Annotated in this window: 27 protein-coding genes; 20 read left to right on the top strand and 7 right to left on the bottom strand. The window is 40.9% G+C overall.

The window, feature by feature from the left end; translation table 11 throughout:
- Positions 1-105 precede the first annotated feature (105 nt).
- From flaG to J1899_RS19900, 14 genes are all read left to right on the top strand, one after another.
- Positions 106-468, top strand: coding sequence for a flagellar protein FlaG (flaG, locus tag J1899_RS19965; RefSeq protein WP_214476220.1), 363 nt, complete (start codon positions 106-108; stop codon positions 466-468).
- A 106-nt stretch (positions 469-574) separates the two neighbouring features.
- The gene (gene fliD / locus J1899_RS19960; RefSeq protein WP_214476218.1) at positions 575-2,689 is read left to right on the top strand and encodes a flagellar filament capping protein FliD; all 2,115 of its coding nucleotides are present in this window, start codon (positions 575-577) and stop codon (positions 2,687-2,689) included.
- A 21-nt stretch (positions 2,690-2,710) separates the two neighbouring features.
- On the top strand, positions 2,711-3,109 hold the full coding sequence (fliS, locus tag J1899_RS19955) for a flagellar export chaperone FliS (RefSeq protein WP_214476216.1): 399 nt from the start codon (positions 2,711-2,713) through the stop codon (positions 3,107-3,109).
- Positions 3,109-3,462 (top strand): hypothetical protein, encoded by a 354-nt coding sequence (locus J1899_RS19950; RefSeq protein WP_214476213.1) that lies wholly within the window; start codon positions 3,109-3,111, stop codon positions 3,460-3,462. The genes fliS and J1899_RS19950 overlap by 1 nt, the downstream gene beginning before the upstream one ends.
- Before the next feature lie 10 nt (positions 3,463-3,472).
- Positions 3,473-3,859, top strand: a complete 387-nt coding sequence (locus tag J1899_RS19945; RefSeq protein WP_214476211.1) for a DUF8042 domain-containing protein — start codon at positions 3,473-3,475, stop codon at positions 3,857-3,859.
- A 437-nt stretch (positions 3,860-4,296) separates the two neighbouring features.
- Positions 4,297-4,740 carry an Lrp/AsnC family transcriptional regulator gene (locus J1899_RS19940; RefSeq protein WP_214476209.1) on the top strand — a complete coding sequence of 148 codons (444 nt, stop codon included), beginning with the start codon at positions 4,297-4,299 and terminating at the stop codon, positions 4,738-4,740.
- Positions 4,741-5,299: 559 nt separating this feature from the next.
- On the top strand, positions 5,300-6,241 hold the full coding sequence (nikB, locus tag J1899_RS19935) for a nickel ABC transporter permease (RefSeq protein ID WP_066442555.1): 942 nt from the start codon (positions 5,300-5,302) through the stop codon (positions 6,239-6,241).
- 9 nt (positions 6,242-6,250) lie between these two features.
- Positions 6,251-7,150 (top strand): ABC transporter permease, encoded by a 900-nt coding sequence (locus tag J1899_RS19930; protein WP_425514986.1) that lies wholly within the window; start codon positions 6,251-6,253, stop codon positions 7,148-7,150.
- An 18-nt stretch (positions 7,151-7,168) separates the two neighbouring features.
- Positions 7,169-8,719, top strand: coding sequence for a glutathione ABC transporter substrate-binding protein (locus J1899_RS19925; protein ID WP_214476205.1), 1,551 nt, complete (start codon positions 7,169-7,171; stop codon positions 8,717-8,719).
- Between the two features lie 9 nt (positions 8,720-8,728).
- Positions 8,729-9,703: an ABC transporter ATP-binding protein gene (locus J1899_RS19920; RefSeq protein ID WP_066442558.1), complete on the top strand. Its 975-nt coding sequence runs from the start codon at positions 8,729-8,731 to the stop codon at positions 9,701-9,703.
- Positions 9,703-10,725: an ABC transporter ATP-binding protein gene (locus J1899_RS19915; RefSeq protein WP_214476203.1), complete on the top strand. Its 1,023-nt coding sequence runs from the start codon at positions 9,703-9,705 to the stop codon at positions 10,723-10,725. Before J1899_RS19920 ends, J1899_RS19915 begins: the two co-directional genes overlap by 1 nt.
- A gap of 322 nt (positions 10,726-11,047) precedes the next feature.
- On the top strand, positions 11,048-12,652 hold the full coding sequence (locus tag J1899_RS19910; RefSeq protein ID WP_214476201.1) for a gamma-glutamyltransferase family protein: 1,605 nt from the start codon (positions 11,048-11,050) through the stop codon (positions 12,650-12,652).
- 77 nt (positions 12,653-12,729) lie between these two features.
- Complete coding sequence (locus J1899_RS19905; RefSeq protein WP_214478929.1) at positions 12,730-13,248, top strand: chromate transporter; 519 nt, start codon at positions 12,730-12,732, stop codon at positions 13,246-13,248.
- A gap of 1 nt (position 13,249) precedes the next feature.
- Positions 13,250-13,798: a chromate transporter gene (locus J1899_RS19900; RefSeq protein ID WP_214476199.1), complete on the top strand. Its 549-nt coding sequence runs from the start codon at positions 13,250-13,252 to the stop codon at positions 13,796-13,798.
- Between the two features lie 153 nt (positions 13,799-13,951).
- Here the strand turns inward: J1899_RS19900 and J1899_RS19895 are convergent, their stop codons facing one another.
- The gene (locus tag J1899_RS19895) at positions 13,952-14,722 is read right to left on the bottom strand and encodes an SDR family NAD(P)-dependent oxidoreductase (RefSeq protein ID WP_214476196.1); all 771 of its coding nucleotides are present in this window, start codon (positions 14,720-14,722) and stop codon (positions 13,952-13,954) included.
- Positions 14,723-14,959: 237 nt separating this feature from the next.
- Here J1899_RS19895 and J1899_RS19890 point away from each other — a divergent pair, with 237 nt between their 5' ends.
- The 3 genes from J1899_RS19890 (at position 14,960) to hpf (ending at position 16,770) form a co-directional block, all read left to right on the top strand.
- Entirely contained in the window at positions 14,960-15,265 is a 306-nt protein-coding gene (locus J1899_RS19890; RefSeq protein WP_214476195.1) for a hypothetical protein, read from the top strand.
- Positions 15,266-15,406: 141 nt separating this feature from the next.
- Positions 15,407-15,922, top strand: a complete 516-nt coding sequence (locus J1899_RS19885; protein WP_214476194.1) for a plasmid pRiA4b ORF-3 family protein — start codon at positions 15,407-15,409, stop codon at positions 15,920-15,922.
- Between the two features lie 290 nt (positions 15,923-16,212).
- Positions 16,213-16,770 carry a ribosome hibernation-promoting factor, HPF/YfiA family gene (hpf, locus tag J1899_RS19880; protein WP_066442564.1) on the top strand — a complete coding sequence of 186 codons (558 nt, stop codon included), beginning with the start codon at positions 16,213-16,215 and terminating at the stop codon, positions 16,768-16,770.
- Between the two features lie 591 nt (positions 16,771-17,361).
- On the opposite strand, the gene J1899_RS19875 is transcribed toward hpf, so the two are convergent.
- From J1899_RS19875 to J1899_RS19855, 5 genes are all read right to left on the bottom strand, one after another.
- Entirely contained in the window at positions 17,362-19,023 is a 1,662-nt protein-coding gene (locus J1899_RS19875; RefSeq protein WP_214476191.1) for a methyl-accepting chemotaxis protein, read from the bottom strand.
- Positions 19,020-20,015 carry a BMP family lipoprotein gene (locus J1899_RS19870; RefSeq protein WP_425514985.1) on the bottom strand — a complete coding sequence of 332 codons (996 nt, stop codon included), beginning with the start codon at positions 20,013-20,015 and terminating at the stop codon, positions 19,020-19,022. Before J1899_RS19870 ends, J1899_RS19875 begins: the two co-directional genes overlap by 4 nt.
- A 946-nt stretch (positions 20,016-20,961) precedes the next feature.
- Positions 20,962-21,240, bottom strand: coding sequence for a YkvA family protein (locus J1899_RS19865; RefSeq protein WP_214476187.1), 279 nt, complete (start codon positions 21,238-21,240; stop codon positions 20,962-20,964).
- 75 nt (positions 21,241-21,315) lie between these two features.
- The gene (locus tag J1899_RS19860; RefSeq protein WP_246586727.1) at positions 21,316-21,705 is read right to left on the bottom strand and encodes a sporulation protein; all 390 of its coding nucleotides are present in this window, start codon (positions 21,703-21,705) and stop codon (positions 21,316-21,318) included.
- A gap of 26 nt (positions 21,706-21,731) precedes the next feature.
- Positions 21,732-21,860 carry an FbpB family small basic protein gene (locus J1899_RS19855; protein WP_156495685.1) on the bottom strand — a complete coding sequence of 43 codons (129 nt, stop codon included), beginning with the start codon at positions 21,858-21,860 and terminating at the stop codon, positions 21,732-21,734.
- A gap of 378 nt (positions 21,861-22,238) precedes the next feature.
- Here J1899_RS19855 and J1899_RS19850 point away from each other — a divergent pair, with 378 nt between their 5' ends.
- Both J1899_RS19850 and J1899_RS19845 read left to right on the top strand, forming a co-directional pair.
- Entirely contained in the window at positions 22,239-22,787 is a 549-nt protein-coding gene (locus tag J1899_RS19850) for a chromate transporter (protein WP_214476183.1), read from the top strand.
- Positions 22,784-23,320 carry a chromate transporter gene (locus tag J1899_RS19845; protein WP_214476182.1) on the top strand — a complete coding sequence of 179 codons (537 nt, stop codon included), beginning with the start codon at positions 22,784-22,786 and terminating at the stop codon, positions 23,318-23,320. Before J1899_RS19850 ends, J1899_RS19845 begins: the two co-directional genes overlap by 4 nt.
- An 18-nt stretch (positions 23,321-23,338) precedes the next feature.
- On the opposite strand, the gene J1899_RS19840 is transcribed toward J1899_RS19845, so the two are convergent.
- Positions 23,339-23,689 carry a YrhK family protein gene (locus tag J1899_RS19840; protein ID WP_214476180.1) on the bottom strand — a complete coding sequence of 117 codons (351 nt, stop codon included), beginning with the start codon at positions 23,687-23,689 and terminating at the stop codon, positions 23,339-23,341.
- 23 nt (positions 23,690-23,712) lie between these two features.
- On the opposite strand from J1899_RS19840, the gene J1899_RS19835 reads away from it, so the two are divergent.
- Positions 23,713-24,036: a hypothetical protein gene (locus J1899_RS19835; protein ID WP_214476178.1), complete on the top strand. Its 324-nt coding sequence runs from the start codon at positions 23,713-23,715 to the stop codon at positions 24,034-24,036.
- Positions 24,037-24,076 lie beyond the last annotated feature (40 nt).

The raw sequence follows: 24,076 nt of genomic DNA, 5'->3' as shown, positions 1-24,076 counted from the left end.
TTCCAAAAGGGGCTCTAGGTTACTAGAGTCTCTTTTTTACTAGTTAAGTTATCAAAAAATTAAGAAAGTTTTGTTAGTTTATAGTGTTGTATAGGGGAGATTAGGATGAAATTAGAAGCTGATATAGGGTTAAAGTCCAATTTATCTGCAGCACCTGTTCAAAAAATAGAAAAAGCAGAACAACCAGAGTCAGTGAAGCCATTTGTTAAGACAGAAAAAAAAGAGGAAGACCAGCAAGAGGTTACGAAAAATTATTTAGAAGAAAAAATCAATGATACAAATAATTTCTTAGAGCCAAACTTTACTTCAGTAAAATTCAAGCTTCATGAAGATTTAAACCGCTATTATGTCGAAGTCATTGATTCTGATTCAAAAGAGGTTGTCCGGGAAATTCCTGCCAAGGAGTTCCTCGACATGATCGCAAAGATGACAGACTTTTTAGGTGTATTAATAGATAAGAAGATATAATCTCCAAAAGAAGGGACAATTGTTCCTTCTTTTTTTCTTCAAGTTCTCAATTTTGTGCCGATATAATACATAGTTGAAATAAGAGCGGAAGAAGGGACCGAGATATATGCCAAGTATACGTTTTGGCGGGATCGCCTCAGGATTGGATACAGAAAGTATTATTAAAGATATGATGCGCGTTGAGCGTCTCCCTGTAGATAAATTAAAGCAGAAGAAGCAAACGCTTGAATGGCAGCGTGATTCCTATAGAGAAACGAATCTTTTATTAACTAGTTTTAGAGACAAGACGCTTAACATGCGTATCCAGTCATCTTTTACGACGAAAATAACCAATTCATCAAATTCAGATAAAGTTACAGCAATAGCTGCAGCGACTTCTGGAAATGTTTCTTATACACTTTCAAAGGTGCAGCAGCTGGCAACTTCAGCAACAAATTCAAGTGCTGGTTCCATTTCAAAATCTCAGACTGAGAAAATTAATACGACAGATAAGTTGTATTCTATTCAAGGTAAGTTTCAGGATGGAGCTTTTGAGTGGAAAAATACTGGTACTGGTATTAAAGAACAAATTAAAGTAGAAGCTGAGGGGAAAGAGTTTTCTCTAAAGAAATCACTTTCAGGATCTATTGAAGATATCAAATCGGTCAGTGTTTCAGGTACAGACTATACGGTTGTAGAGAACGTCGAGGATTTAACAGAAGGTCAAAACCAAGTCTTCGTTGATAAAACAACTGGAAAAATGACATTCAGCAACGAGATTGCAAAGGATAGCCAGATTGATGTTGATTACACATCTGCAGTGAAGGATACAGTAACAGTTTCCGAAAAAGGGAACAAAGTCACACTCTCCCACGTTGGGATCTCTTCGTTAACAAGTGACACCATTGCTGTTAAAAACTATGAAAAAGACGCTGCTGGCAAAATCAAAAAAGATACAGACGGAAATCCGATTGAAAACACCGTTACATTTAAACAAGCTACCAGTGCTGATAACCTTGGTGAAGATGAATTTTTCTTGAACGAAGATACAGGGGAAATTACATTCGGTAAGGACCTGGAATCAGGTTCAAGAGTGGAAGCATCCTACCATCATAACTATTTCGAATTTGGCATGACTACTCATAATGAAACTGGCCAAGTAATCGAAAACTTTCAATTTGATGGCAGAGCATCGTTAACGAAAGTAATGGATACCGTTAACAAATCAGAACTTGGCGTTAATATGTTCTACGATGAGTTCTCAGATAAAATCACGATGACGCGCACGGAAACTGGTAATTTTAATGATGCAGGCAATGGAAAAGAAATTGGCTTCCGCAATAGCAACTTTTTAAAGATCGGCTTGCAAATGGACCAAGCCAACGAGCAGGGCGGCGAGAATGCCAAATTCACCCTAAATGGACTTGAAACAGAACGTACATCCAATAACTTCACAGTTAGCGGTGTTACATTTACACTTAAAGATACATTTGATTCGGTAGATGGCACAGATGCAGCCGTAACCGTATCTGTACAAAATGATACAACTAAAGCATTTGACAACATTAAAAAGTTCGTTGAAGATTACAACGAGTTGATTGATAAGCTTCAAGGCACGATGAAAGAAGAAAAGTATCGGGATTATGCTCCGTTAACAGATGAAGAACGAGAAGCTTTATCAGACGATCAGGTTGAAAAGTGGGAAGAGAAGGCAAAAAGCGGTTTGTTGCGTAATGACCAGACCTTAAGCAGTCTCTTAAACCAAATGCGTATGGATTTTTATACGCCAGTTGAAGGCGAAAGTGATAGCATGTTCAGTCAACTATCTGCTATCGGCATCACCACAACTGCCAACTACCTGGATGGCGGGAAACTGCAGATCAATGAGGAAAAACTCAAGGAAGCTCTTGAAAAAGATGCGGATGGTGTCTATAACTTATTCGCAGCGGATGGCCCTACTTCAAGTGAGCAGGGTATTGCCCGTCGTCTGCGTGATTCTTTGTCCAATTCAATCACAACGATTACACAGCGAGCTGGTAATGGCATGCAAACCAATAGCCAGTTTACACTCGGCAAAAATTTAGATGAGATCAATTCAAGAATCACCGATATGGAAGCACGTTTAACGGAAAAAGAAGATCGCTTCTGGCAACAGTTTACCGCAATGGAAACGGCGATGCAGAAGATGAACGATCAAATGAATTATATGATGTCACAGTTAGGCATGGGCACAACCGCATAAAAATAGAGGAGTGAATCAGAAATGGCTGTTAAAAATCCTTACCAAAAATATCAGCAAACATCGGTTAATACAGCATCACCAGCTGAATTGAGCCTAATGCTATATAATGGCTGTTTAAAATTTATGAGCCAGGCGAAACAGGCGATTGAGCAAAACAACATTGAAAAAAAGAATGAATATATCCAGCGTGCACAAATGATTATTCAGGAATTTATGGTTACTCTAAATCGTGATGTGGCAATGTCTGAAGACTTAATGCGTCTGTACGATTTTATCTTCCGCAAGCTCGTTGATGCCAATACGCATAGCGATCTAACGGCTCTAAAAGAAGCAGAAGAGATGGTGCTTGATCTGCGCAACACGTGGAAAGAAATGATGCAAAACCAGAAAAAGCCGCAAGTGGCGGGAAGTGAACAGTAGTGTCCTCGATTCAGGATCTCTTGTTATGCAACGAAGACCTTTTGCAGATGCTGCGCAAAGGTCTTCCTCAAGACGAAAAACGCGAGGCTTATTTGGCAGACATCAATAAGCTTCTGGATAAACGAAATACAGTTTTAATGAACGTTGACTTTTCTGATGGTGCTGTTCAGCAGCAAAAGGAACAGCTTGTTCGGGAAGACGCCGAAATTAGAAAAATGATGGCAGAACAGCAGAACATAATCAAGGAAGACATTAAAAGGCTTAAAGCACAGCGCCAAAAAAAGAAGCAATATACCAACCCATATCAATCGCTGGCACAGCAGGATGGCATATTCTACGATAAAAGAAAATAGGTGAACCTTTTTGTTAAAAGTAACGGAAGATCAGCATGTCCTCATCAAAGAATATACCGATGTACTAAACACCGTTGAGGAAGCATTTGAGTATATCGTCGACAGTTTTACAAACCTGGAGAAAACAGAAGGAGACGTCCTGCTTGCGGATGTTTTCCAAGCACTGCCGCAAATCGTGACCGTTAACGAGCAGCTGAGCATCCTTTTTCAGGACTACCCATCGATTCAAAAAGTACTGCAAGTATTCGATGTTGTCATGGAAAAAGCAGAACTGCTGGACGGAAATTTCGGCAATGCACAGGTCAAACAAACTGTCATCCGCGAACAGCTTTACCCAGCCTTCGCAGCATGGAGCGTCATGATTCAGCAAGAGTTAAAACCATATGTTGTTTTATAAAAATAGTCCGGAGGGGTTTCCTTCGGGCTGTTTTGTTATTTTAATAGGAATATTTATTCGTTATTTTGATATAATGATTACTTCGTTAGATTTTAATGGGAATTTGCAGACTGTCTGTGGAATGAAGATGGCAAAAAGAATAGGGTGAAAAAGTAATCTTCATACGAAGTAAGGTGAATTAAATCGTTATATAGAAGTTTATGCTGAGAACTACTTAAAAGTAGTAATTTAAGTATTATCAACTATAAAACCTTACGAAACGTTCATCTTTTAATAACCAGCAAAAGGCTGTAAAATTAAAGTATCTTATTTTATTAAAATAATTTATAATCTAGCTTCTTCACCATAAAACCCCAACATATTTCCCCGCACTATTTCTTTTTATAAGTAATTTTCATATAATACTGTTAATTACAGGTAAATGAAGGTGGTACATTATGGATGCAGTTGATAAGAGAATACTAGAGTTGCTGATTCACAACGGGCGGCTTTCTTATGTGGATATTGGGAAGGAATTAGGTCTTTCGCGGGTAGCTGTCAGAGAAAGAGTGAATAAATTAATAGACGATGAAGTGATCGAGCAGTTTACAGTTGTGATTAATAGCGGGAAATTTGGAAAAGGGGTATCAGCTTTTTTTAATATCGACTGTGAACCAAATTCTTTAGTAAAGGTAGCAGAAGCGTTGGCAGAAAATCCAAGTGTGGCGAGCTGCTATCAAATGACAGGACCCTCTACCTTGCACACACACGTCCTGGTAGATGATTTTGATGCATTAGAAAGATTTATTAACGAAGAGCTTTATGCTTTAAAAGGTATTACAAGAGTAGACAGTCAAATCTTGCTGCGCAGATTTAAAAGCAGAAGAGGATTAAAACTCTAACTGATAAACCCATTACACAAAATGGGTTTATTTTTTTGCTTTGATTTAAAGATGTATATGAATTCTACTTGTAAATGGGATTATTTTAGCAATATGCCCGTTGATCGAAACGGAATGGTGCGAGACTCCTGTGGGACGAGTGGGAAGGTGAGATCCCGCAGGTGCGCAGCGCCGAGGAAGCTCACCACCCGCCCCGCGGAAAGCGAGTGCCATGCAGTGAAGATCACCCACCCCCTCTTTCCTCTACGTAAACTCACTCTACAAAAAGAAACCAAAGTAATATGTTTCCCACCTTTCTGTAACCATAAAAAGGAATGTAACCGCTTTATATTTTGTTTATCGAAACATAAGTAAATATGACTATTTACAACCTTTTAGAAATCAAAAAATGAATTATTATGCCTTAAAGAAAATAAATATGACAAAATTGTTAAAAAAATTCGTATTTTTTGTAGATTTTTCGTTTTGTATGTCATATAATCACTTTTATACAATTCTAAACATTAAGTAATTGAAAATTAGAAATCAATTAACAAATGGTAAAAAAGGGGGGCTGAAATTGATTTCAATGATTGTCAGAAGGTTTTTTCAACTGGTATTTCTATTATTCGGAATTTCGTTTTTGGTCTTTTCATCTATGTATCTAGCTCCAGGAGATCCAGCTTCCATGATTGGCGGGCCAACAGCCACAGAATCAGATTTAGAAGCCATTCGGGATAATCTTGGTTTGAATGATTCGTTTCTCACTCAATACGGCAACTACCTGGCTGGTATTTTCCAAGGGGATTTAGGTTATTCGTATCAAACGAAGCAGTCTGTTGCGGAAGCCATTTCGATTCGTTTCCCAAATACCTTTAAATTGGCAGTAGCCAGTATGATCGTAGCGGTCATAATAGGTATTTTTGCAGGGTTAATCTCAGCACTGAAGCATAACAGCTGGCTGGATGTTACATCCACAACATTTGCTTTAGGCGGAATCTCCATTCCGAACTTCTGGCTTGGTTCACTATTAATCCTTGTGTTCTCCGTTAATCTTCAGTGGCTGCCAGTCGCTGGGCTAGCAGATCCATGGTATACGGTTGAAGGGATGAAGCAGTTAATTTTGCCGGCCATCACGTTAGGAACTGGATCAGCAGCGATGATTGCCAGGATGGTTAGGTCTTCAATGCTTGAAGTGGTTCGAGCAGATTATGTTCGTACGGCTCGGGCGAAAGGGGTAAAAGAGGGTCAGGTTATTTGGATACATACGTTAAAGAATGCAATGATTCCTGTTATTACTGTCATTGGTTTGAACTTTGGAGCTCTTTTAGGAGGAACGATTATTACGGAAAAAGTGTTCGCCATTAACGGGGTAGGGCGTTTGATGATTGATGCGATTGCAGCCCGTGATTTCCCGATGGTGCAAGGCTCCGTTCTTCTTGTAGCTACATTATTTGTTTTAGTAAACCTGATTGTTGACATTGTTTATACATACGTCGATCCAAGAATTAAATTTCAATAAGAAAGGGGGATGACGATGGCTGAATTAGCAACAGCGCCGGGTGCGGGTGTCAATAAGGAAATTAAAAGAGAGCGTACCTTTGTGGTAACGATGAAGCGGCTATTAAAAAACAAATTAGCGGTCGCAGGCTTAATCATTATTGTCCTTCAAATTGGAATGGCCATTTTTGCTCCGCTGATTACCTTTCATGACCCAGTGAAACAGGATATCAATGCCAGTGAGCTTCCTGTCTTTAGTGAAGATCATTGGTTAGGCACCGATAACTATGGCCGTGATGTATGGAGCCGGATTGTATACGGCGCACGCATTTCCTTAGTGGTAGGATTAATCGCTGTAACTCTGGGACTTATCGGAGGAACGATCCTGGGAATGCTTGGCGGCTATTACAAAAAGCTGGATGGGATCATTATGCGAATTGTCGATTTGCTATTCTCATTCCCAGGTATTCTGCTTGCAATGTTAATTATCGCAATATTGGGAACGAGCTTGGTCAATGTGGCCATTGCGATTAGTATTTGGTCGATTCCGACTTGTGCAAGAATTGTCAGAGGTTCTGTTCTTTCTATTAAAGAGAAGGAATATGTCATGGCCATGAAATCTCTGGGAGCATCTGACCTGCGGATTATGTTTAAGCATATCCTGCCGAATGCTTTTGCACCGATTATTGTATTTGCCACCATGAGGATGGCTACAGCGATTTTATCAACAGCATCATTAAGTTATCTTGGACTAGGCGCCCAGCCGCCCACACCTGAATGGGGAGCGATGATTTCACAGGGACAAGCGTTCATGTGGAGTTCACCTCATTTAACCATTATTCCGGGGATTGCGATTATGTTAACGGTATTCGCCTTTAACGTGGTAGGGGACGGCTTAAGAGATGCAATTGATCCAAATATGGATATTTAAAAATAAGGGGGATTTAAAATGAAGAAAAAGAATTGGTTGCTTGTATTTACAATCATGGCAGCACTTTTATTAGCAGCATGTTCAGGTGGTGAGTCATCTTCATCATCCGGCAGTGAATCTGGCGGCGGTTCAGAGGAAGTTGAGACGTTAACTTATGCTTCCTTAACAGATGCAGTTGGATTAAGCCCAATCATGACAAATGACTCAGCGTCTTCTAATGTCAACGAGCATGTTTATGAAACACTTTTCAAGCGTGATGCAGAAACAAAAGATTTTACACCGGTGTTAGCAGAGTCTTATGAAAATCCAGATGAACTGACTTGGGTGATCAATTTAAAAGAAGGAATTAAATTCCACGACGGAACAGATTTTAATGCTGAAGCTGTAAAATATACGTTCGATAAATTACGTGATCCAGCAACAGCTGCTCCTCGTGCAAGTTTATTAGAGCCGGTTGATACGATCACGGTGGTAGATGATTACACAGTCGAGATCAAAACGAAATATCCATATGGACCATTTTTAGCAGCGCTATCTCACTCAAATGCAGCAATTGTAAGTCCAACAGCTGATCAAAAGCAAGACCTAATGAAAGAGCCCGTTGGTACAGGTCCATTCAAGTTTGTCAGCTGGACTCCTGGTGACCAAGTTGTATTAGAAGCTAACCCTGATTACCGTGACGGAGCACCAAAAGTAAAGCAATTCATTTTAAAAGTTGTACCTGAAGTTTCAACAGCTATTTCCATGCTGCAGGCTGGAGAAGTTCAATTTATCGACAAGCTTCCAACAGAGCAGTTAAGCCGAGTTGAGAGCATGAACAATGTAAATATTGAAAAAGTAAATGGAACTGGTCAATATTATTTAACGTTTAACTTCTCAAATGAGGAGAACCAGGATCCTGAATTTAGAAAAGCAGTAGCAAGTGCGATTGACCGTGATGCGATTATTCAAAAGTTAAACGGCTTAGGTGTGAGAAGCGACAGTGTCATCGGACCAGAGGTGTTTGGCTATAATGAATCTGCTGATTCTGCAGGAACTGCATTTGATCTTGAAGCAGCAAAAGAACTAGTAGAGAAAAATGGTTATGGCGATCGTCCAATTAAATTACTGGCGGCCAATAGAGGAAATTTTGTCTTAATGGCTGAAGTTGTACAGGCACAATTAGCTGAAGCTGGATTTGATGTTCAAATTGAGACAATGGAATGGGCAGCATTCTTAGATACTGCACGTGCAGGTGACTATGATCTGACATTCTTAAGCTGGTCCAATGTAACAGCTGACGGTTCAGAATTGTTATACCCTAACTTCCATAGCGATAATATTGGCTCATCTAACCGTGCGCAATATAATAACCCGGAATTTGATCAGTTAGTAGAAGCTTCAAGAACAACTACAGATCAAGATGAACGTTTAGATATTTTAAATCAGGCGAATGAATTAATGCTTCAAGACGATGCAGTTGTCATTATGTACCATGATGTGGTTACAGCGGCACTTAGCGATAACCTGGAAGGATTAATTCTTGATCCAACTGGACAATGGGACGTTTCGAAAGTTACAGGAAAGTAGGTTGCTAGTATGGGAGAGACATTACTTGAAGTCAAAAACATTGTGACTGAATTTCGCACAGCAGACGGGCAGCTGCCTGCTGTGCGTGATGTCTCCTTTTCACTGAAAAAGGGAGAAACACTTTGTATTGTTGGAGAATCAGGCTGCGGCAAAAGTATTACCTCCCTCTCGGTAATAGGTCTATTGCCGAGCAATGGAAAAATTACAAGCGGGGAAATTCTTTATGAAGGAGCACCGATTCATAATTTGCCGGCCGAAAAAATGCGCCAGATTCGCGGGAATAAAATCTCAATGATTTTCCAGGAGCCAATGACCGCTTTAAATCCAGTGCTGACGATCGGCTTCCAAATACGCGAACCGCTCATGCTTCATCACAAACTATCAAAAAGCGAAGCAACAAAACAAGGAATTGAACTTTTAAAACAAGTAGGGATTCCATATCCGGAAAAGAGAATAGACCAATATCCGCATGAATTGAGCGGAGGGATGAGGCAGCGTGTAATGATTGCCATTGCCTTATCATGTAATCCGGGTCTTCTTATTGCGGATGAGCCAACTACTGCTTTGGATGTTACGATTCAGGCACAAATCTTAGATCTCATTAATGACTTAAAAGACAAACTGAACATGGGGGTCATGATGATTACCCATGATATGGGTGTTGTGGCGGAAGTAGCAGACCGTGTGATGGTTATGTATGCAGGAAAGAAAGTCGAAGAGGGATTGGTTGAAGAAATTTTCAATAATCCTAAACATCCATATACGATTGGATTGCTGAATTCGGTACCAAACGTGGATGACCCTGATTTCGAATTAGAGCCGATTCCTGGGTCACTCCCGAGTTTAAATGAACAGATAACAGGATGCAGATTCCATGCCAGATGCAAATTTGCATCTGATATCTGCAGAAACAAAGAGCCGCAGGTAGTGAGTGTATCTGATACGCATAAGGTTAGCTGCTGGTTAGAGACGGAGGTGCACTAATGGCGGTAGCTGAACAGAAGAAGACAACAAATGCTAAACATGAGCCAAAGGTGCTCCTGGAACTCGAAGGAATCAAAAAATATTATCCGATTAAGGGCGGAATTCTGCAGCGGAAACAGGGTGATGTGAAAGCTGTAGAAAATGTCTCTTTAAAGCTGTTTGAAGGTGAAAGTTTAGGTGTAGTAGGTGAATCCGGCTGCGGCAAATCAACATTAGGAAAAGCTGTTTTAGGCTTAGAAGAGCTGACAGAAGGTAAAATTGTTTTCCAGGACACTGAAATCCAGGATTTAAAAAGAAAAGAAAAGTTAAAGTTTGTAAAAGAAATGCAGATGATCTTCCAGGATCCTTTTGCTTCATTAAATCCTCGGCAGCGTATTGGGCATGCGCTTGAAGAAGTATTCACCATGCATACCGACATGTCTGCAAAAGAAAAACGAAAAGCGGTCATTGATTTGCTTGTAGAGGTTGGCTTAAAAGAAGAGCATTTCTACAAATATCCGCATGAATTCAGCGGCGGACAGCGCCAGAGGATTGGAATCGCACGGGCAATTGCTCTGAACCCATCCTTTGTCATTTGCGATGAAGCTGTTTCAGCACTGGATGTATCTGTGCAGGCCCAAGTATTAAAGCTGCTTAAAACCTTACAGGAAAAATATCAGCTTTCCTATTTATTCATCTCTCATGACTTAGGGGTCGTTCGCTATTTTTGCGATCGGGTACTGGTTATGTATTTAGGAAATACAGTTGAATTAGGTACAGTAGCTGATCTATTCAATAAGCCATTGCATCCTTATACACAGGCTTTATTATCGGCTATTCCAAGACCATCCGTTAATGCGAAGCGCAAGCGGGTCCGGTTGCAGGGCGACTTGCCAAACCCTGCAAATCCGCCAAGCGGCTGCCCATTTCATACAAGATGTCCCATTGCAGCGGAAAAATGCTCATCCGAAAAACCAGCATGGATTGAATACGAACCGAACCACTTCGCTGCGTGTCATTTTGCGGGGCAGCCTATACAGTGAGGTGGGTGGGCTAAGTGGGTTATGGGGACAGGTTCTTTGACCCAGAACTTGGGACGGAGGCAGTGGGTTAGGGGGACAGGTTCTTTGACCCAAAACAGTGGGACAGAAGTGGGTCATGGGGACAGGTTCCTTGATCCAAAACATTCGGACTAAGGGACAAGTTCTTTAACCCGCCACATTCCAGATATTTTTTGCCTGGATCGTCTATAACAATCACACCCCACTGCTGTCTAGCAGGGGGTGTCTTTACTCTAGCTCGTCTAGTACATAGTACATCATTTGCAAGTTTGTATTTTAAAAAATCAATCGAGGAGGAACCAACATGGATTATTTACATCACCCCTTTGCTTCAAAGCGCCATACAGTGTTTGCTAAAAAAGGTATGGTTGCGACATCACAGCCTCTTGCTGCACAAGCAGGGTTAGAAATTCTGCAAAAGGGAGGAAATGCGATTGATGCAGCGATTGCAGCAGCAGCTGCGTTAACTGTAGTAGAACCAACATCAAATGGAATTGGCGGAGATGCCTTTGCACTTGTATGGATAAAAGACAAGCTGCATGGCTTAAATGCATCCGGTCCATCTCCCGAGTCGATCTCTGTTGATGCAGTAAAAGAACTGGGACATGAAAAAATGCCTGTACATGGTGTTGTGCCAGTGACGGTGCCGGGTGTTCCAGCTGCATGGGCAGAACTTTCGAAGAAATTTGGGCGACTGCCATTAGGTGAAAGTTTAGCACCAGCTATTCGCTATGCTGAAGAAGGATATCCTCTTACACCAATTTTAGGGAAGTATTGGAAGTTAGCATATAATCGATTTAAAGAAAAATTTACAACAGAGGAATTTGAAGAATGGTTTAACACGTTTGCACCTGATGGAAAAGCTCCAGAGATCGGGGAAGTCTGGAAATCTCCTGGCCACGCTTCTACTTTGAGATCAATCGGTGAAACGGCTGCCCGTTCTTTTTATGAAGGAGAACAGGCAGATAAAATAGAAACGTTTATGAAAAAACATGGCGGATTTTTATCAAAAAGTGATCTGAGCAAGTTTCAGCCAGAATGGGTTACACCTATTTCAACCAATTATAAAGGCTATGATGTGTGGGAGATCCCGCCAAATGGCCAAGGGATGGTCGCTTTAATGGCTTTAAACGTGTTTAAAAAATTATCACCGCCAGCATGGCAAAACGCAGAAACATTGCATCAGCAAATCGAAGCAATGAAACTGGCATTCACTGATGGCCAAGCTTTCATCACGGAACCGGAAGAAATGCCAATCTCCGCTGAAGAATTATTGTCCGATGCTTATGCAGAAAAGCGAAGTAAGGTGATCTCAGACACTGCGGCAGATCCAAAACCATATGAGCTTCCAAAAGGCGGTACGGTTTATTTAGCGGCAGCGGATGAAGAAGGAAATATGATTTCATATATCCAAAGTAATTATATGGGCTTTGGTTCAGGCATTGTTATTCCAGGTACCGGCATTGCCCTGCAAAATCGCGGGCATGATTTTAGCTTAGACGAGACACATCCAAATGTGCTAAAGCCTGGCAAGAGAACATATCACACGATCATTCCTGGATTCTTAACAAAAGATGGCCAGGCAGTTGGCCCGTTTGGCGTAATGGGCGGATACATGCAGCCGCAAGGGCATTTTCAGGTTGTCACGAACACAGTCGACTACTTGCTAAATCCGCAGGCAGCTTTGGATATGCCAAGGTGGCAGTGGATGAAGGGGAAATCTGTCCATGTGGAACCTGAATTCCCGAACTACTTAGTGCAGGCTCTTTCCCGAAAAGGACATGAAGTACATGTAACACCAGACGGAGGAAGCTTTGGGCGAGGCCAAATCATCTGGAGAGATCCGAAAACTGGAGTGCTTCAGGGTGGAACAGAATCACGTACTGATGGAGTAATTGCGGCTTGGTAAATGCACTAGCAAAAGAGCAACCGGTAGAATCGCCATCGCCCGCTCCACGCCCATATTGGAGAAGAAATTGGGATATCATGGCTGCCTTTTTCCGTGTTGGAATATTGGGATTTGGCGGGGGCCCATCGTCGATCCCCTTAGTGCATCAAGAAACGGTTAAAAAATATCAGTGGATGAATGAAGAGGAATTTGCGGATACGCTTGCGATCGCCAATACGATGCCAGGTCCCATTGCGACAAAGATGGCTGGTTACATTGGCTACCGTGTAACTGGCATCGTGGGTTGTCTGGCAGCCCTGCTTGCAACGGTCGGGCCAACAGCCATTGCTATTATTTTTTTGCTGCAGCTGCTGCAGGAATTTAAAGATATTCCATGGGTTCAGTTTATGTCATTGTCTGTTGTTCCAGTAGTAGGAGTTATGCTAGCTGTTATGACCTGGGATTTTGCGAAAAAGTCTGGGGAATCATTGGGATGGGTTAAAGGGTTAATTCTTATTTTCCTTGCTCTTCTGCTGATGGAAGTGCTGAATCTGCATCCAGCCATTCTTATTCTAATGCTCATCATTTATGTCTTCCTTCCAAAGAGGAGGTCATAGAATGAACTATTGGGAAATTTTCCTTGCTTTTTTCATTCCCGGAATATTAGGCTACGGCGGAGGTCCAGCATCTATTCCCTTAATCGAAAATGAAGTGGTTGAGAAATACGGCTGGATGACGACACAGGAATTTAGTGAGGTATTAGCCGTCGGAAACTCCTTGCCAGGTCCGATTGCGACAAAAATGGCTGCCTATATTGGGTATACAGAAGGCGGCATTCTAGGCAGTTTGATCGGCTTATTTGCAACCATTGCCCCTTCCATCATCCTGATGCTGGTTTTAATGGCCATTCTATTGAAATACAAAGACACACCACAAGTAAAAAGCATCTCTGTTATTGTACGACCGGTTATCGCCGTTCTTTTAGGCGTGATGACCTTTGATTTTGTGAAAGATTCGGTGATCGGTTTAGGCGCACTTTATACCGTCATTCTTATTGCTGGAAGCTACTTCCTTTTAGAAAAATTAAAAGTTCACCCAGCCTTAGTTATCCTGTTATCTCTTGTCGTTGGTGCGGGAATGGGTATTTATCAATTTGGGTTTCATTGACTGAGTGGGTCAGGGGGACAGGTTCCTTGACCCACTTTTTATTTTGGGTTAGAGGGACAGGTTCCTTTGACCCACTTTTTATTTGGTGAACAAAACGAAAAAGTGAAATCAATAAACTGATTTCACTTTTCATATATAGGAGATGTTAATTTATTATGCAGACGTTGCTCCTTGTCCGCCATCAATTCGATAATATGCACCAGTGATAAATGAAGCACTTTCAGAAGAAAGGAATACCATTAAGTTTGCAATTTCTTCTGCAGTTGCATAACGGTTCATCGGAACGCTTGCTTTAAATTGCTTTCCTGCTTCGTCTTCATTGCCTGGCATTGCATTGGCTTCAATCGCGTGAACCATTGCTGTATCAACTCCAGATGGAGCTACCGCATTAACACGAATACCAAAAGGAGCTGCTTCTAATGCAGCTGTTTTATTTAAGCCAATGACTGCATGTTTCGAAGCTGCATATGCACTCATCCCTGGTGCACCAATTAGGCCGCCATTGGATGCTGTATTGACAATCGCACCGCTTTTTTGTTCCTTCATTATCTTTAATACATATTTTAAGCCAAAGAATGCTCCCATCACATTAACGCCAAAAACAGCTTGGTAGTTTTCTGCAGTCTGTTCATCGATGGTTGCAAACGCTCCATTGATCCCTGCATTATTTAGAAAGACATCGATGCGTCCGTATTTAGACTTAGTATCTTCCACATATTGCTTAACATCTTCTTCTTTTGAAACATCAGCCGTCAGAAGTAGCATATCACTTGCGTTAATTTCTTGTGCTGCCTTTTCTAATGCTTCTTTCGATAAATCCACTAATGCTAATTTTGCTCCTTCTTGCGCATATGCCTTAGCAGCTGCTATTCCAATTCCGCCAGCTGCGCCTGTAATTAAAACAATTTTATCTGAGAAACTCATAACTATTACCCCTTTGCATATGTTTTATAATTAATATTGTCTACAATTCCATCATAATTATTAAATTTCGATAATGCAAATATATGAATTCGAGATAAATTTGAGGCGTGGGTCAGAGTGGGTCATGGGGACAGGTTCTTTGACCCATTCCGTTTTATGGAAATTTTGTGAACAAGACCGCAGTGGATTGATAGAAAATGCTGTGAAAGGTATACTATTTTTAAAGGTGGTGAGAACATGGATCAGGAAACAATGTTAAAGGAAATTTTAAATGCCCTAAATTTACATTCTCGTAAAATGGATGAGAAATTTGAAAAAGTGGATGCCCGATTTGAGCAAGTAGATGCCAGATTCGAACAAATGGAAGCACGTTTTAACCAAGTAGATGCCCGCTTCGATCGCATCGAAGAAAGATTAGATCGAGTGGAGAAAAAAATGGGCGGCTTTCGCGCAGAAATGTCTGAAATGCAGGAAACCGTTGATTTTATCTCGGCGAAGACAGTTCAGCATGAAAAAAAGCTCCGTGAATTCAATCGTCAGTAATTTTACCATCGGATCAAAAGTTACTGTCATTCTACAACAAAATTACTTCAAGTAAAAAACCTCATTATTATAGATTGATTGTTTAGAATCCCTCTCATATAGCTATACTAATAGAAAAGGCTGTGGAGAGGAGCTGTACATATGATCTACCAATTAAAAATCCTTTTAAAAGATACAAAACCTCCGTGTTGGAGAAGAGTGCTTGTACAGAAAGATATGACATTTGCAGACCTTCATGAAGTTATTCAAATTGCTTTTAATTGGGAAGGTGTATTTTTGCATGGATTTGAGCCTAAAAAGGTCAATGGAAAAGATCTAAGCAGTTTACCCATTTTAATACGACCGCAAGAATATGACGGTGAGGTTTTCAAGCGGAAAAACAATGAATATAATGACAATGAAGAACTCCTCTCAAAGTGGCTTGTTTGTGAAAATGATAAATTGACGTATGTTTATGACTATGGCAATTATTTTCAGCATGATATTATCTTGGAGAAAATAGTGCCGTATGATAGCGATTTACATTATCCCTACTGTGTAAAAGCAACTTTGGGAAACCTTCCAGAAGTGGAAGAGGATTGGGGTTTTACAGATCCTGAACAATTAAAAGATGATATTAATTCTTATTATAAGGACTTCTCCCTTACGCAAACTTAAATGACTTCAAGAAAATTAGAACGCATTTAATGGATAGCTTTCCCTTCTTCTCCCATAATCTTCACGAATTCGACAAAATTCTTCTAATTCTTTTTCCGTTTTAGCAGGAATATGTTGGGGTAAAATAGAAATGTAATACATAGTCTTTTTTAAAGGGGAAATGTTCTTCAAAAAGAAGAAGTTTTCTCATAAGACGAGGCTGTTTGGGAAAGCTATTATGGTGTTTTTTTACGGGGATTCCCGCAGAACCCAGCAGTCATTATTGCCCATTGAAAAGGAGGAGTTCACATATGAATTACAACATTCGTGGTGAAAACATTGAGGTAACTCCAGCAATTCGCGAGTATGTTGAGAAGAAAATTGCTAAATTGGAAAGGTATTTTACTGAAACTCCTAACGCAAATGTAAATGTCAATTTAAAAACGTATAATGATAAATCATCAAAGGTAGAAGTAACCATTCCAATGCAAAACCTTGTGCTCCGTGCCGAGGAAGTACATGTGGATATGTACGCAGCCATTGATTTAATCACAGATAAGCTTGAACGCCAAATTCGCAAACATAAAACAAAAGTAAACCGCAAATTCCGTGAAAAAGGCAACATCAACGCACTATTTGCTGCAACGGATGACGGCGGTGCACCAGCAATTGAAGAGGACGATACAGAAGAATTAGAAGTTGTCCGCCAAAAGAGCTTCGACTTGAAGCCAATGGACAGCGAAGAAGCCATCCTGCAAATGAACATGCTTGGCCATAGCTTCTATGTCTTCACGAACGCAGAAACTAATCTAACAAACGTAGTATACAAACGAAAAGATGGCCGTTACGGTTTAATCGAAGCTCAATAAAATATGGAAAAAAGAGGGCCGACGTGGAGTCGGCCTCTTTTTTTTGTTCCTGTTACAAAAAAGAATCTTAAACGTCCCAGCTGAAAAGGACAAATGATCGATAATTGAGGAAATGATCGATTCCCATGGAGGAAGGAATAAATAAGACGGAACCTGAGTGAAATAGGCGGTTTGATAGGAAAAAGCAGAATTTTGATAGGAAACCGGAAAAGTTTGATAGGAAAGAGAAAAATTTTGATAGGAAACCGAGATATTTTGATAGGAAAAAGCAAAAATTTGATAGGAAAGGAGAAGTTGGACCGGGGAAATCATAGATTGGATAGGAAACTAAACAGAATTAATGAGTAAAATCCTATTTCAGGTTAAAAACCAACCAAGTCTAATAAGAAAAATCCATAATCTGATAGGAAAACTGCCTAGTTTGATAAAAAACTCCCTCACCCTGATAAGCGTCCAACCAGTTTACTAAAAAATCCTCTATAATGATGGGAAACCCAAAAACCAAATCGGAAATTAGCTTACCGGAAAAATCCCCAATCTAATAGAACAACCCATAAAAAAGAGCCCGGCACCCGCCGGACTCTTTCCTCATTAAATCGTAAATTTCTCTAATTCTGACGTCAATACGTTTGTCATTTCCTGCAGTTCAGCGACTTTTTCGCTTACTTGCTGGAAGGCGTGAAGCTGTTCTTCAGTAGATGCTGAGATTTCTTCGGTTCCTGCGGCTGTTTCTTCTGTGACGGCGGATATGTTTTCAATGGCTGAGTTAACCTGCTGGCTCATGGCATTGGTTTGTTCCATATCTTCGTTTAAGCGCTGCAGCTGGGTGTTGATGCCCGACACGTGAGCAGAAATTTCTTCAAAAGATTGTTCTGTTTCAGACATGGATTGGGATTGCTGTGTAGAAAGTCCGTGTCCATGTTCGGTTGCATCGTATATGACGGTAATTCCATTTTGGATATTGCTGACCATGGAAGTGATAAGGCTTGTGGCTTTCGCCGTTTCATCTGCTAGTTTTCGAACTTCATCTGCAACAACAGCAAAGCCTTTTCCTGCCTCACCGGCACGAGCTGCTTCAATCGCTGCGTTCAATGCGAGCAGGTTCGTTTGTTCAGCAATGGCATTAACCGTTTTGGCTGCACCATCTATCTCAGTTGTAAATCTTGAAAACTCACTAACTGATTCTTTGATTTCTCTGGAAGAGGCAGAGATTTTATCTGCGATTTCAACTTGTTTCTGAAGTGAGCTGCGTCCGGCTTGAACCGCTGTTAATGCCTCTTTGCTGCTTTCAGCAGACTGTTCACTCGTCTGTTTGACCATTTCGAATTGGTCGGTCATGGAGCTCATAAGTGATGCGGTTGCTTGAATATCCTCGGAAATGGTTGCACTTCCTTTTGCGAGTTCATCAGTAGAGACCGCAACTTGTTTGCTGCCTTCGTTTAAGCTTTGCATATAGCTTGTCACATCTTCGGTAAAGCTGCCGACATTTTTTCCAACGGAGTCAATGGATTGCACGGTTCCTTTTAAGCTGCTGACCATACTAGAAAAAGCTTCTGTCAGCTGGTGCAGTTCATTGCGGCTGTTCTCTTTATAAGTAAGGCTTGAAGCATCGATCGTTAAGTCTCCCGCAGCAACCATTTTCGCTGATTTTACAAGGCGATGAATCGGTCTGGTGATATTACGCGCTGCTACCCACGAGTAAATCGATGTAAGGATAATTAAAAGTACTGCTCCAATCAATGCAGTTGTTGCAATCATGGAAACCTTCTGTGTTGTTTCAGCAGTCATTTGTTTGTACCACTCATTTGTTTCCTTTTTTAGAAGGTACATATCGTTCAAAATACCTGAAATTCGGATCGACTGCTTTTTAATTTCGGCGCCATTATTGGCAGCAAAGCCGGCATCTGCCGCTTCATCTAATGCAATAAATTTTGTTTCGATTTTTGCGATAATCTCCTGATGGCTCTTTACATTTGCCATTGATGATAGTTCGGCTAAGTTTGCACCGGTTTCCTCCAGCATAGAGAGGGATTCATTTTTATTCCCCTCGCTGCTTAAAAATGTGTAGTTGTTTAATGACTGGCTTGTGACCACTAAGCTTTGCTCCAGCTCTTTTACAGAGAGAAGCAGGGCAGTATCGTCTTCAGCTGCCGTCTGGATATCGACTGTTTGGTATATGATAAAACCGATCATAGCGATCGAAAGGATAATCGGAATTAATATATTGATTAATAGGCGGTTTCGTAATGTCATTGGCTGTTCTCCTTTTCGGAAGTGACGGTGATTTTACCTGAGACGATCTCTTCCTGCGCCTTCTCAATGGCAGCCTGTTGTTCCGCCGTTAAAGTGATGTTGCGGATTGGTGCCAATCCCACGCCCTCTTCTGATAAGCCAAATAAGTAGCTTTTCTCAGAGATGCTGCCTTCTTCCTGCAATGTCTGAGCAATCTGGAAAACTGCTGTATTCACATTTTTCAGCATAGAAGTCACAACTGCTTTCTCAGCGATGAAAAATTGATCAGAGTCAACACCGGCTGCAAAAACTCCTGCTTCCTCCGCTTTTTTTATCATGCCAAAGCCTGAGAAGCCAGCCGCATGGTAAAGGAAATCAACATCATTTTTAATAAAATCGGCAGCGATGGCAGAGCCTGCCTCGGCATCATCAAATGAACCTACATATTCGGTAACAATCTCAATCTCTGGATTATAATGCTTTGCACCGTCGATATAGCCCATTTCAAAATGGTGAATGAGCGGGGTATCGACTCCGCCGACAAAACCGATTTTTCCTGTTTTGCTGGCCATTGCCGCTACCATTCCTACTAAAAAGCTGCCTTCTTGCTCTTTAAATGTTAAGGAAACGATATTTTCAAGCTCAGACTGTTCGTCAATCAGTAAAAATTGCTGCTCTGGATATTGTTTTGCAACACTCTCCAATGCATCCTTTACGGAAAAACCAAGCCCGATGATCAGATCGTATTTTTCTTCCACAAGTTCTGTAATCTTTTCTTCGTAATTTCCATCTGGAGCTTCTTTATAGTCAAAAAGAACACCAAGTTCATCACGCGCTTGTTCCAGCCCTTGAAAAGCGGAGTCATTAAAAGATTCATCCCCCAGACCAGAATCGGAAAGCATGATTCCAATCTTATATTCTTTTTCAGCTTGCTCTGTTGTTGACTGTCCTGAACAGCCGGCAAGGAATATTGCTATTATCATGATTGCAATAGTAATTTTTTTCAAGTTCATCCTCCTGATGTGTAATGAGACGTAGACGTTTTACTTAGATGATATCGGCAGAATGACTGGGTTGTTTAATAGAATGCCTGACTTCGAGTAACATTTTTTGCTGGGGGTGGAGATAGATTTTGGAAGTTAGGGGGAGGGGATTTAGTATGCAGAATGGTTGGAAAATTCGGGATGGGAAATTGACTTCGTTAGGGTGTGGATTCTGGCATAGGAAAGCGAGAGTCGTAAAATTTTTGAAGTGATTGAATAAACCAAGGGATTGACCGGGAAATTGAGCAAATCATTTTGTGGAATGATTGAATAGTCAATGGTAAGGTCGGTAAATGGCTACAGATAACTATTGTTTTTTGATACTAGTGTATAGTTGTGTATTTCACACTTTATCGCGACTATTATTACCAAAATCTGGATTATAGAGGTGTGTTTCGCACTTTATCGCGACTCTTATTACCAAAAGCTGGATTATAGAGGTGTGTTTCTCGCTTTATCGGGACTCTTATTACCAAAATCTGGATTATAGAGGTGTGTTTCTCGCTTTATCGCGACTCTTATTAACAAAATCTGGATTATGGAGGTGTGTTTCGCACTTTATCGCGACTCTTATTACCAAAAGCTGGATTATAGAGGTGTGTTTCGCACTTTATCGGGACTCTATTTACCAAAAGCTGGATTACAGAGGTGTGTTTCTCGCATTATCGCGACTCCATTTACCAAAAGCTGGATTAAAGAGGTGTGTTTCTCGCTTTACCACCTTATTGTTTCCCATATACTAGAGTATAGAGGTATGTTTTTCACCTTACCACGCTGGATTATAAAAGTGTATTACCACTCTAACCACTCCCCAAAATCTAAATCTCACCCCACAAAAGCACCCACCCCCCTCACTCAAAAATCCACCCCACCCCAAATAAAAGAGAGCCTGCATTCCGCAGGCTCTCCCAAACTATTAATCATTCAACACTTTATACTTTTCTTTCAGCCTTTCTGGTGCCATTTTAACCATTTGCTGCAGGAGAAAGGTGGTTAAGACGATGTCGTCGGTTACGCCGAAGATCGTCAGGAAATCGGGAATGATATCGAAGGGCAGAAGGATATAGGCAACTACTCCAGCGACGGGCAGTACTTTCTTTGCCGTGGAAACTTCCCGTGATAGAAAGTACTCTTTTAAGAAAGGGATAAACTTCCAAAATTTAAAGATGAATTTTACTCGTTTCATCCACCTCATAAGTATCCCCCTTTAGTTGTATTTAAGAAATAGTTCTTTTTAATTTATCCGGACTGGCGATTTGTAAACCTCTGATCAGTCGTTTTTAATGACGATATTATCGGTATCAGCACTTTTTACGCCTTCATGGAAGATGAGTCTTGTCCGAAATTTGAATTGCGGGTTAACAGATGTTTCGGGCAATTCTTCCGGCAGCTGGTAGCTGAAGGTAATCGATTGGGTTTGTTTAGGTTTAATAATTTTTGAAGTCAGAATGGTTGAGCTGCCAATGACTTCATCTATTTCTCGTTTTTCACAATGCATAATCAGGTCGCATTCAATTCGTTTGAGCGGCTGCGAGATAAAGCCGCCGGCGATGTTAAATTGTCCTTCGATGTTTTCTCCAACTGTGAATTCATATTTGGGTAAAACTAAGTCAATTTTGGCCGATCCGATACCAAGCATGCACATGTATTTTTGTAGCATCAAAGTGTACTCTCTCTCCTGAAATATTATTTTGAATTGCTGTAGCGTTCATCAATTTTCTTTTCAATTTTATCAAGCTCTACTTGATTTTTTAACAGTTCTTCTTTGTTTTTCTTTGTTAGTTCCTCAAGTGAAAATCTAATTTTCTTTTTCATCGTTTCTCCACCTCATTGTAAAGTTCTAGTTTGATGTTGTCCACTATCCATTAGCAAATTTTGTTGTCAATTTTGTGTAAAGAACAATGCCAGCTTGCAACAAGTAAAAGACCTTTGCCATAGACGGCAAAGGTCATAAATAAAGACCTCTACCATCTGGTAAAGGTCTGGCTAACAATTTTAGAAATTGCCAACAGAACCGAGAGCATGTGCTCTGAAATGACGACTCTGCTGTAAAAGCTACTCCCCTTTAGGAGAACAACTATTAAATTTATACTTTTATTTTATTAGATTTACGCGAAATTGTCAAATATTTAGCGGTATGAAAAAGGGTTTCCAGAACAATTTAAAGGTAAAAGACGGTGGAAGTGGTGACATATGAAAATACAGCTGCAGTTATTTTTGGCGTTTTTAAAAGTGGGGCTATTAGGGTATGGCGGCGGGCCGTCTTCGATTCCTCTTGTGCACGTGGAGGCAGTTGAACGCTATAAGTGGATGGACCGTGATGAGTTTGCAGATGTGTTAGCGCTCGGAAATGCTCTGCCCGGACCGATTGCTACGAAAATGGCTGGGTATATCGGCTATCGCATGGGCGGCTGGATCGGGATGCTGAATGCTGTTGCAGCTACAACTGTACCAACGATTATTCTCATGATTGTTGTGCTTACCGTGTTAAACGCCTACAAAAACAACCCAATGGTCGCTGGAATGTCGCAGGCCGTGGTTCCGATCGTTGCTGTTATGCTCGGAAGTTTGACATGGGATTTTATAAAGAGTGCGGGAAAATCGGCATTAGGATGGAGGGGAACCATTCTGCTGCTAGCATTAGGGATCGTTTGCATGCAGCTGTTGCATATACATCCGGCCATTCTGATTGGAGTGCTCATCGCGGCCGCATTTTTAAAAAAGGAAGGTGAAGGAAGATGAGTATTTATATACAGCTGTTTCTCGCTTTTTTCATTCCTGGGATTTTAGGCTATGGCGGGGGACCAGCCTCCATTCCATTGATTGAAAAGGAAGTGGTCGACCGTTATCAGTGGCTGACAGTTAGTGAGTTCAGTGAGATGCTGGCCCTTGGCAATACACTTCCTGGGCCAATCGCCACAAAGATGGCCGGTTATATCGGATATGAGCAGGCTGGGATTTTAGGCGCCTTGATCACGATTTTCGCCACAGTTGCACCATCGCTGATCCTCATGCTGACCCTCCTGAATTTATTGATGAAACATAAGGAGTCTCCGAAAGTGCGGCGACTGACCATCTATATTAGACCTGTTATTGCCGTTCTTTTATGTGTAATGACGCTTGAGTTTTTCTATTCCTCGTGGGAGGGTGCGGGTCTTGGGCAAACTGTTTTGATTGGCGGTGCAGCCTTTCTTTTATTAGAAGTACTGAAGGTGCATCCAGCGTATGTCATTGCCATTGGCCTTATCTATGGCTTCTTCTTTTTAGCAGCTTAAGGCAGGTGGAGAGTTTCTTTAACCCTTATATACTTGTCCATCGCTGCTTTGATCGGGTTCTTCAAGACTTGTATCATTTTTCTCCTCATCTTCTTGTGTAAGTTTCCTTATGTTAATATGACGAAACACCCGAATGATGGGGCGGACGATCATTGCCAGACTGCCGATGAGGTATGCTGAGTTAGGGTAAACAGAAGGTACATTTAGCAAGTTTAAGATACTTCCGGTGATAAAAAAACAGCCTATTACGGTATCCGCAATCCATTGAATGATATAGGTGTATTGAGCAAACTGAATTTTAAATCTTCCCTGGTCGATTTCTATATCAATTCCGCCATCATACTCTTTTCGTTTAACATTTTTAAGCATGTATTCACCTGAATTCCTTTAGAATGATTTTTTTTGAATCCTCATTTACCCTATCTATATCACCTCCACATGGTTTAAAACGCATTCAGCTGCAAAAGAGACTATTTATTCATACAATGTCCAAAGATGTAACCGTGAACATTTCTTCAGCCTTCTTACATAAGTTGTCACTCCCTAGTGTAAGTGGTAATATTAATAGGGAAAGAATTCGTATTTATAGTGAAATGTTCATTGGCGGAGCTATTATTTTATCTGCCATGGATCATATTGCCTTTTACAGGCAGATTGACTCAGCTTATACGCTTCATCCTCGCATTCTTAAAATGATTGACATAAGAGAAGGATAATTGTATTCGCTCACTTCACGCAGACAAGCTGCGGAGGTTT

It is taken from the genome of Cytobacillus gottheilii (assembly GCF_018582665.1).
Taxonomy (GTDB): domain Bacteria; phylum Bacillota; class Bacilli; order Bacillales; family Cytobacillaceae; genus Cytobacillus; species Cytobacillus gottheilii.
The sequence above is the reverse complement of the archived record's forward strand: the minus strand, read 5'-3'. Positions and strand labels throughout refer to the sequence as shown.

Bases quoted from the DNA above. Each gene is read 5' to 3' on its own strand.
- fliD (WP_214476218.1), top strand. From the start codon at position 575: ATGCCAAGTATACGTTTTGGCGGGATCGCCTCAGGATTGGATACAGAA.
- J1899_RS19920 (WP_066442558.1), top strand. From the start codon at position 8,729: ATGGGAGAGACATTACTTGAAGTCAAAAACATTGTGACTGAATTTCGC.
- J1899_RS19910 (WP_214476201.1), top strand. From the start codon at position 11,048: ATGGATTATTTACATCACCCCTTTGCTTCAAAGCGCCATACAGTGTTT.
- J1899_RS19900 (WP_214476199.1), top strand. From the start codon at position 13,250: ATGAACTATTGGGAAATTTTCCTTGCTTTTTTCATTCCCGGAATATTA.
- J1899_RS19940 (WP_214476209.1), top strand. From the start codon at position 4,297: ATGGATGCAGTTGATAAGAGAATACTAGAGTTGCTGATTCACAACGGG.
- J1899_RS19845 (WP_214476182.1), top strand. From the start codon at position 22,784: ATGAGTATTTATATACAGCTGTTTCTCGCTTTTTTCATTCCTGGGATT.
- hpf (WP_066442564.1), top strand. From the start codon at position 16,213: ATGAATTACAACATTCGTGGTGAAAACATTGAGGTAACTCCAGCAATT.
- J1899_RS19885 (WP_214476194.1), top strand. From the start codon at position 15,407: ATGATCTACCAATTAAAAATCCTTTTAAAAGATACAAAACCTCCGTGT.
- J1899_RS19930 (WP_425514986.1), top strand. From the start codon at position 6,251: ATGACGATGGCTGAATTAGCAACAGCGCCGGGTGCGGGTGTCAATAAG.
- fliS (WP_214476216.1), top strand. From the start codon at position 2,711: ATGGCTGTTAAAAATCCTTACCAAAAATATCAGCAAACATCGGTTAAT.
- flaG (WP_214476220.1), top strand. From the start codon at position 106: ATGAAATTAGAAGCTGATATAGGGTTAAAGTCCAATTTATCTGCAGCA.
- J1899_RS19850 (WP_214476183.1), top strand. From the start codon at position 22,239: ATGAAAATACAGCTGCAGTTATTTTTGGCGTTTTTAAAAGTGGGGCTA.
- J1899_RS19890 (WP_214476195.1), top strand. From the start codon at position 14,960: ATGGATCAGGAAACAATGTTAAAGGAAATTTTAAATGCCCTAAATTTA.
- J1899_RS19875 (WP_214476191.1), bottom strand. From the start codon at position 19,023: ATGACATTACGAAACCGCCTATTAATCAATATATTAATTCCGATTATC.
- J1899_RS19865 (WP_214476187.1), bottom strand. From the start codon at position 21,240: ATGAGGTGGATGAAACGAGTAAAATTCATCTTTAAATTTTGGAAGTTT.
- J1899_RS19840 (WP_214476180.1), bottom strand. From the start codon at position 23,689: ATGCTTAAAAATGTTAAACGAAAAGAGTATGATGGCGGAATTGATATA.
- J1899_RS19895 (WP_214476196.1), bottom strand. From the start codon at position 14,722: ATGAGTTTCTCAGATAAAATTGTTTTAATTACAGGCGCAGCTGGCGGA.
- J1899_RS19905 (WP_214478929.1), top strand. From the start codon at position 12,730: ATGGCTGCCTTTTTCCGTGTTGGAATATTGGGATTTGGCGGGGGCCCA.
- J1899_RS19915 (WP_214476203.1), top strand. From the start codon at position 9,703: ATGGCGGTAGCTGAACAGAAGAAGACAACAAATGCTAAACATGAGCCA.
- J1899_RS19835 (WP_214476178.1), top strand. From the start codon at position 23,713: ATGATTTTTTTTGAATCCTCATTTACCCTATCTATATCACCTCCACAT.
- J1899_RS19855 (WP_156495685.1), bottom strand. From the start codon at position 21,860: ATGAAAAAGAAAATTAGATTTTCACTTGAGGAACTAACAAAGAAAAAC.
- J1899_RS19925 (WP_214476205.1), top strand. From the start codon at position 7,169: ATGAAGAAAAAGAATTGGTTGCTTGTATTTACAATCATGGCAGCACTT.
- J1899_RS19870 (WP_425514985.1), bottom strand. From the start codon at position 20,015: ATGAACTTGAAAAAAATTACTATTGCAATCATGATAATAGCAATATTC.
- J1899_RS19860 (WP_246586727.1), bottom strand. From the start codon at position 21,705: ATGCTACAAAAATACATGTGCATGCTTGGTATCGGATCGGCCAAAATT.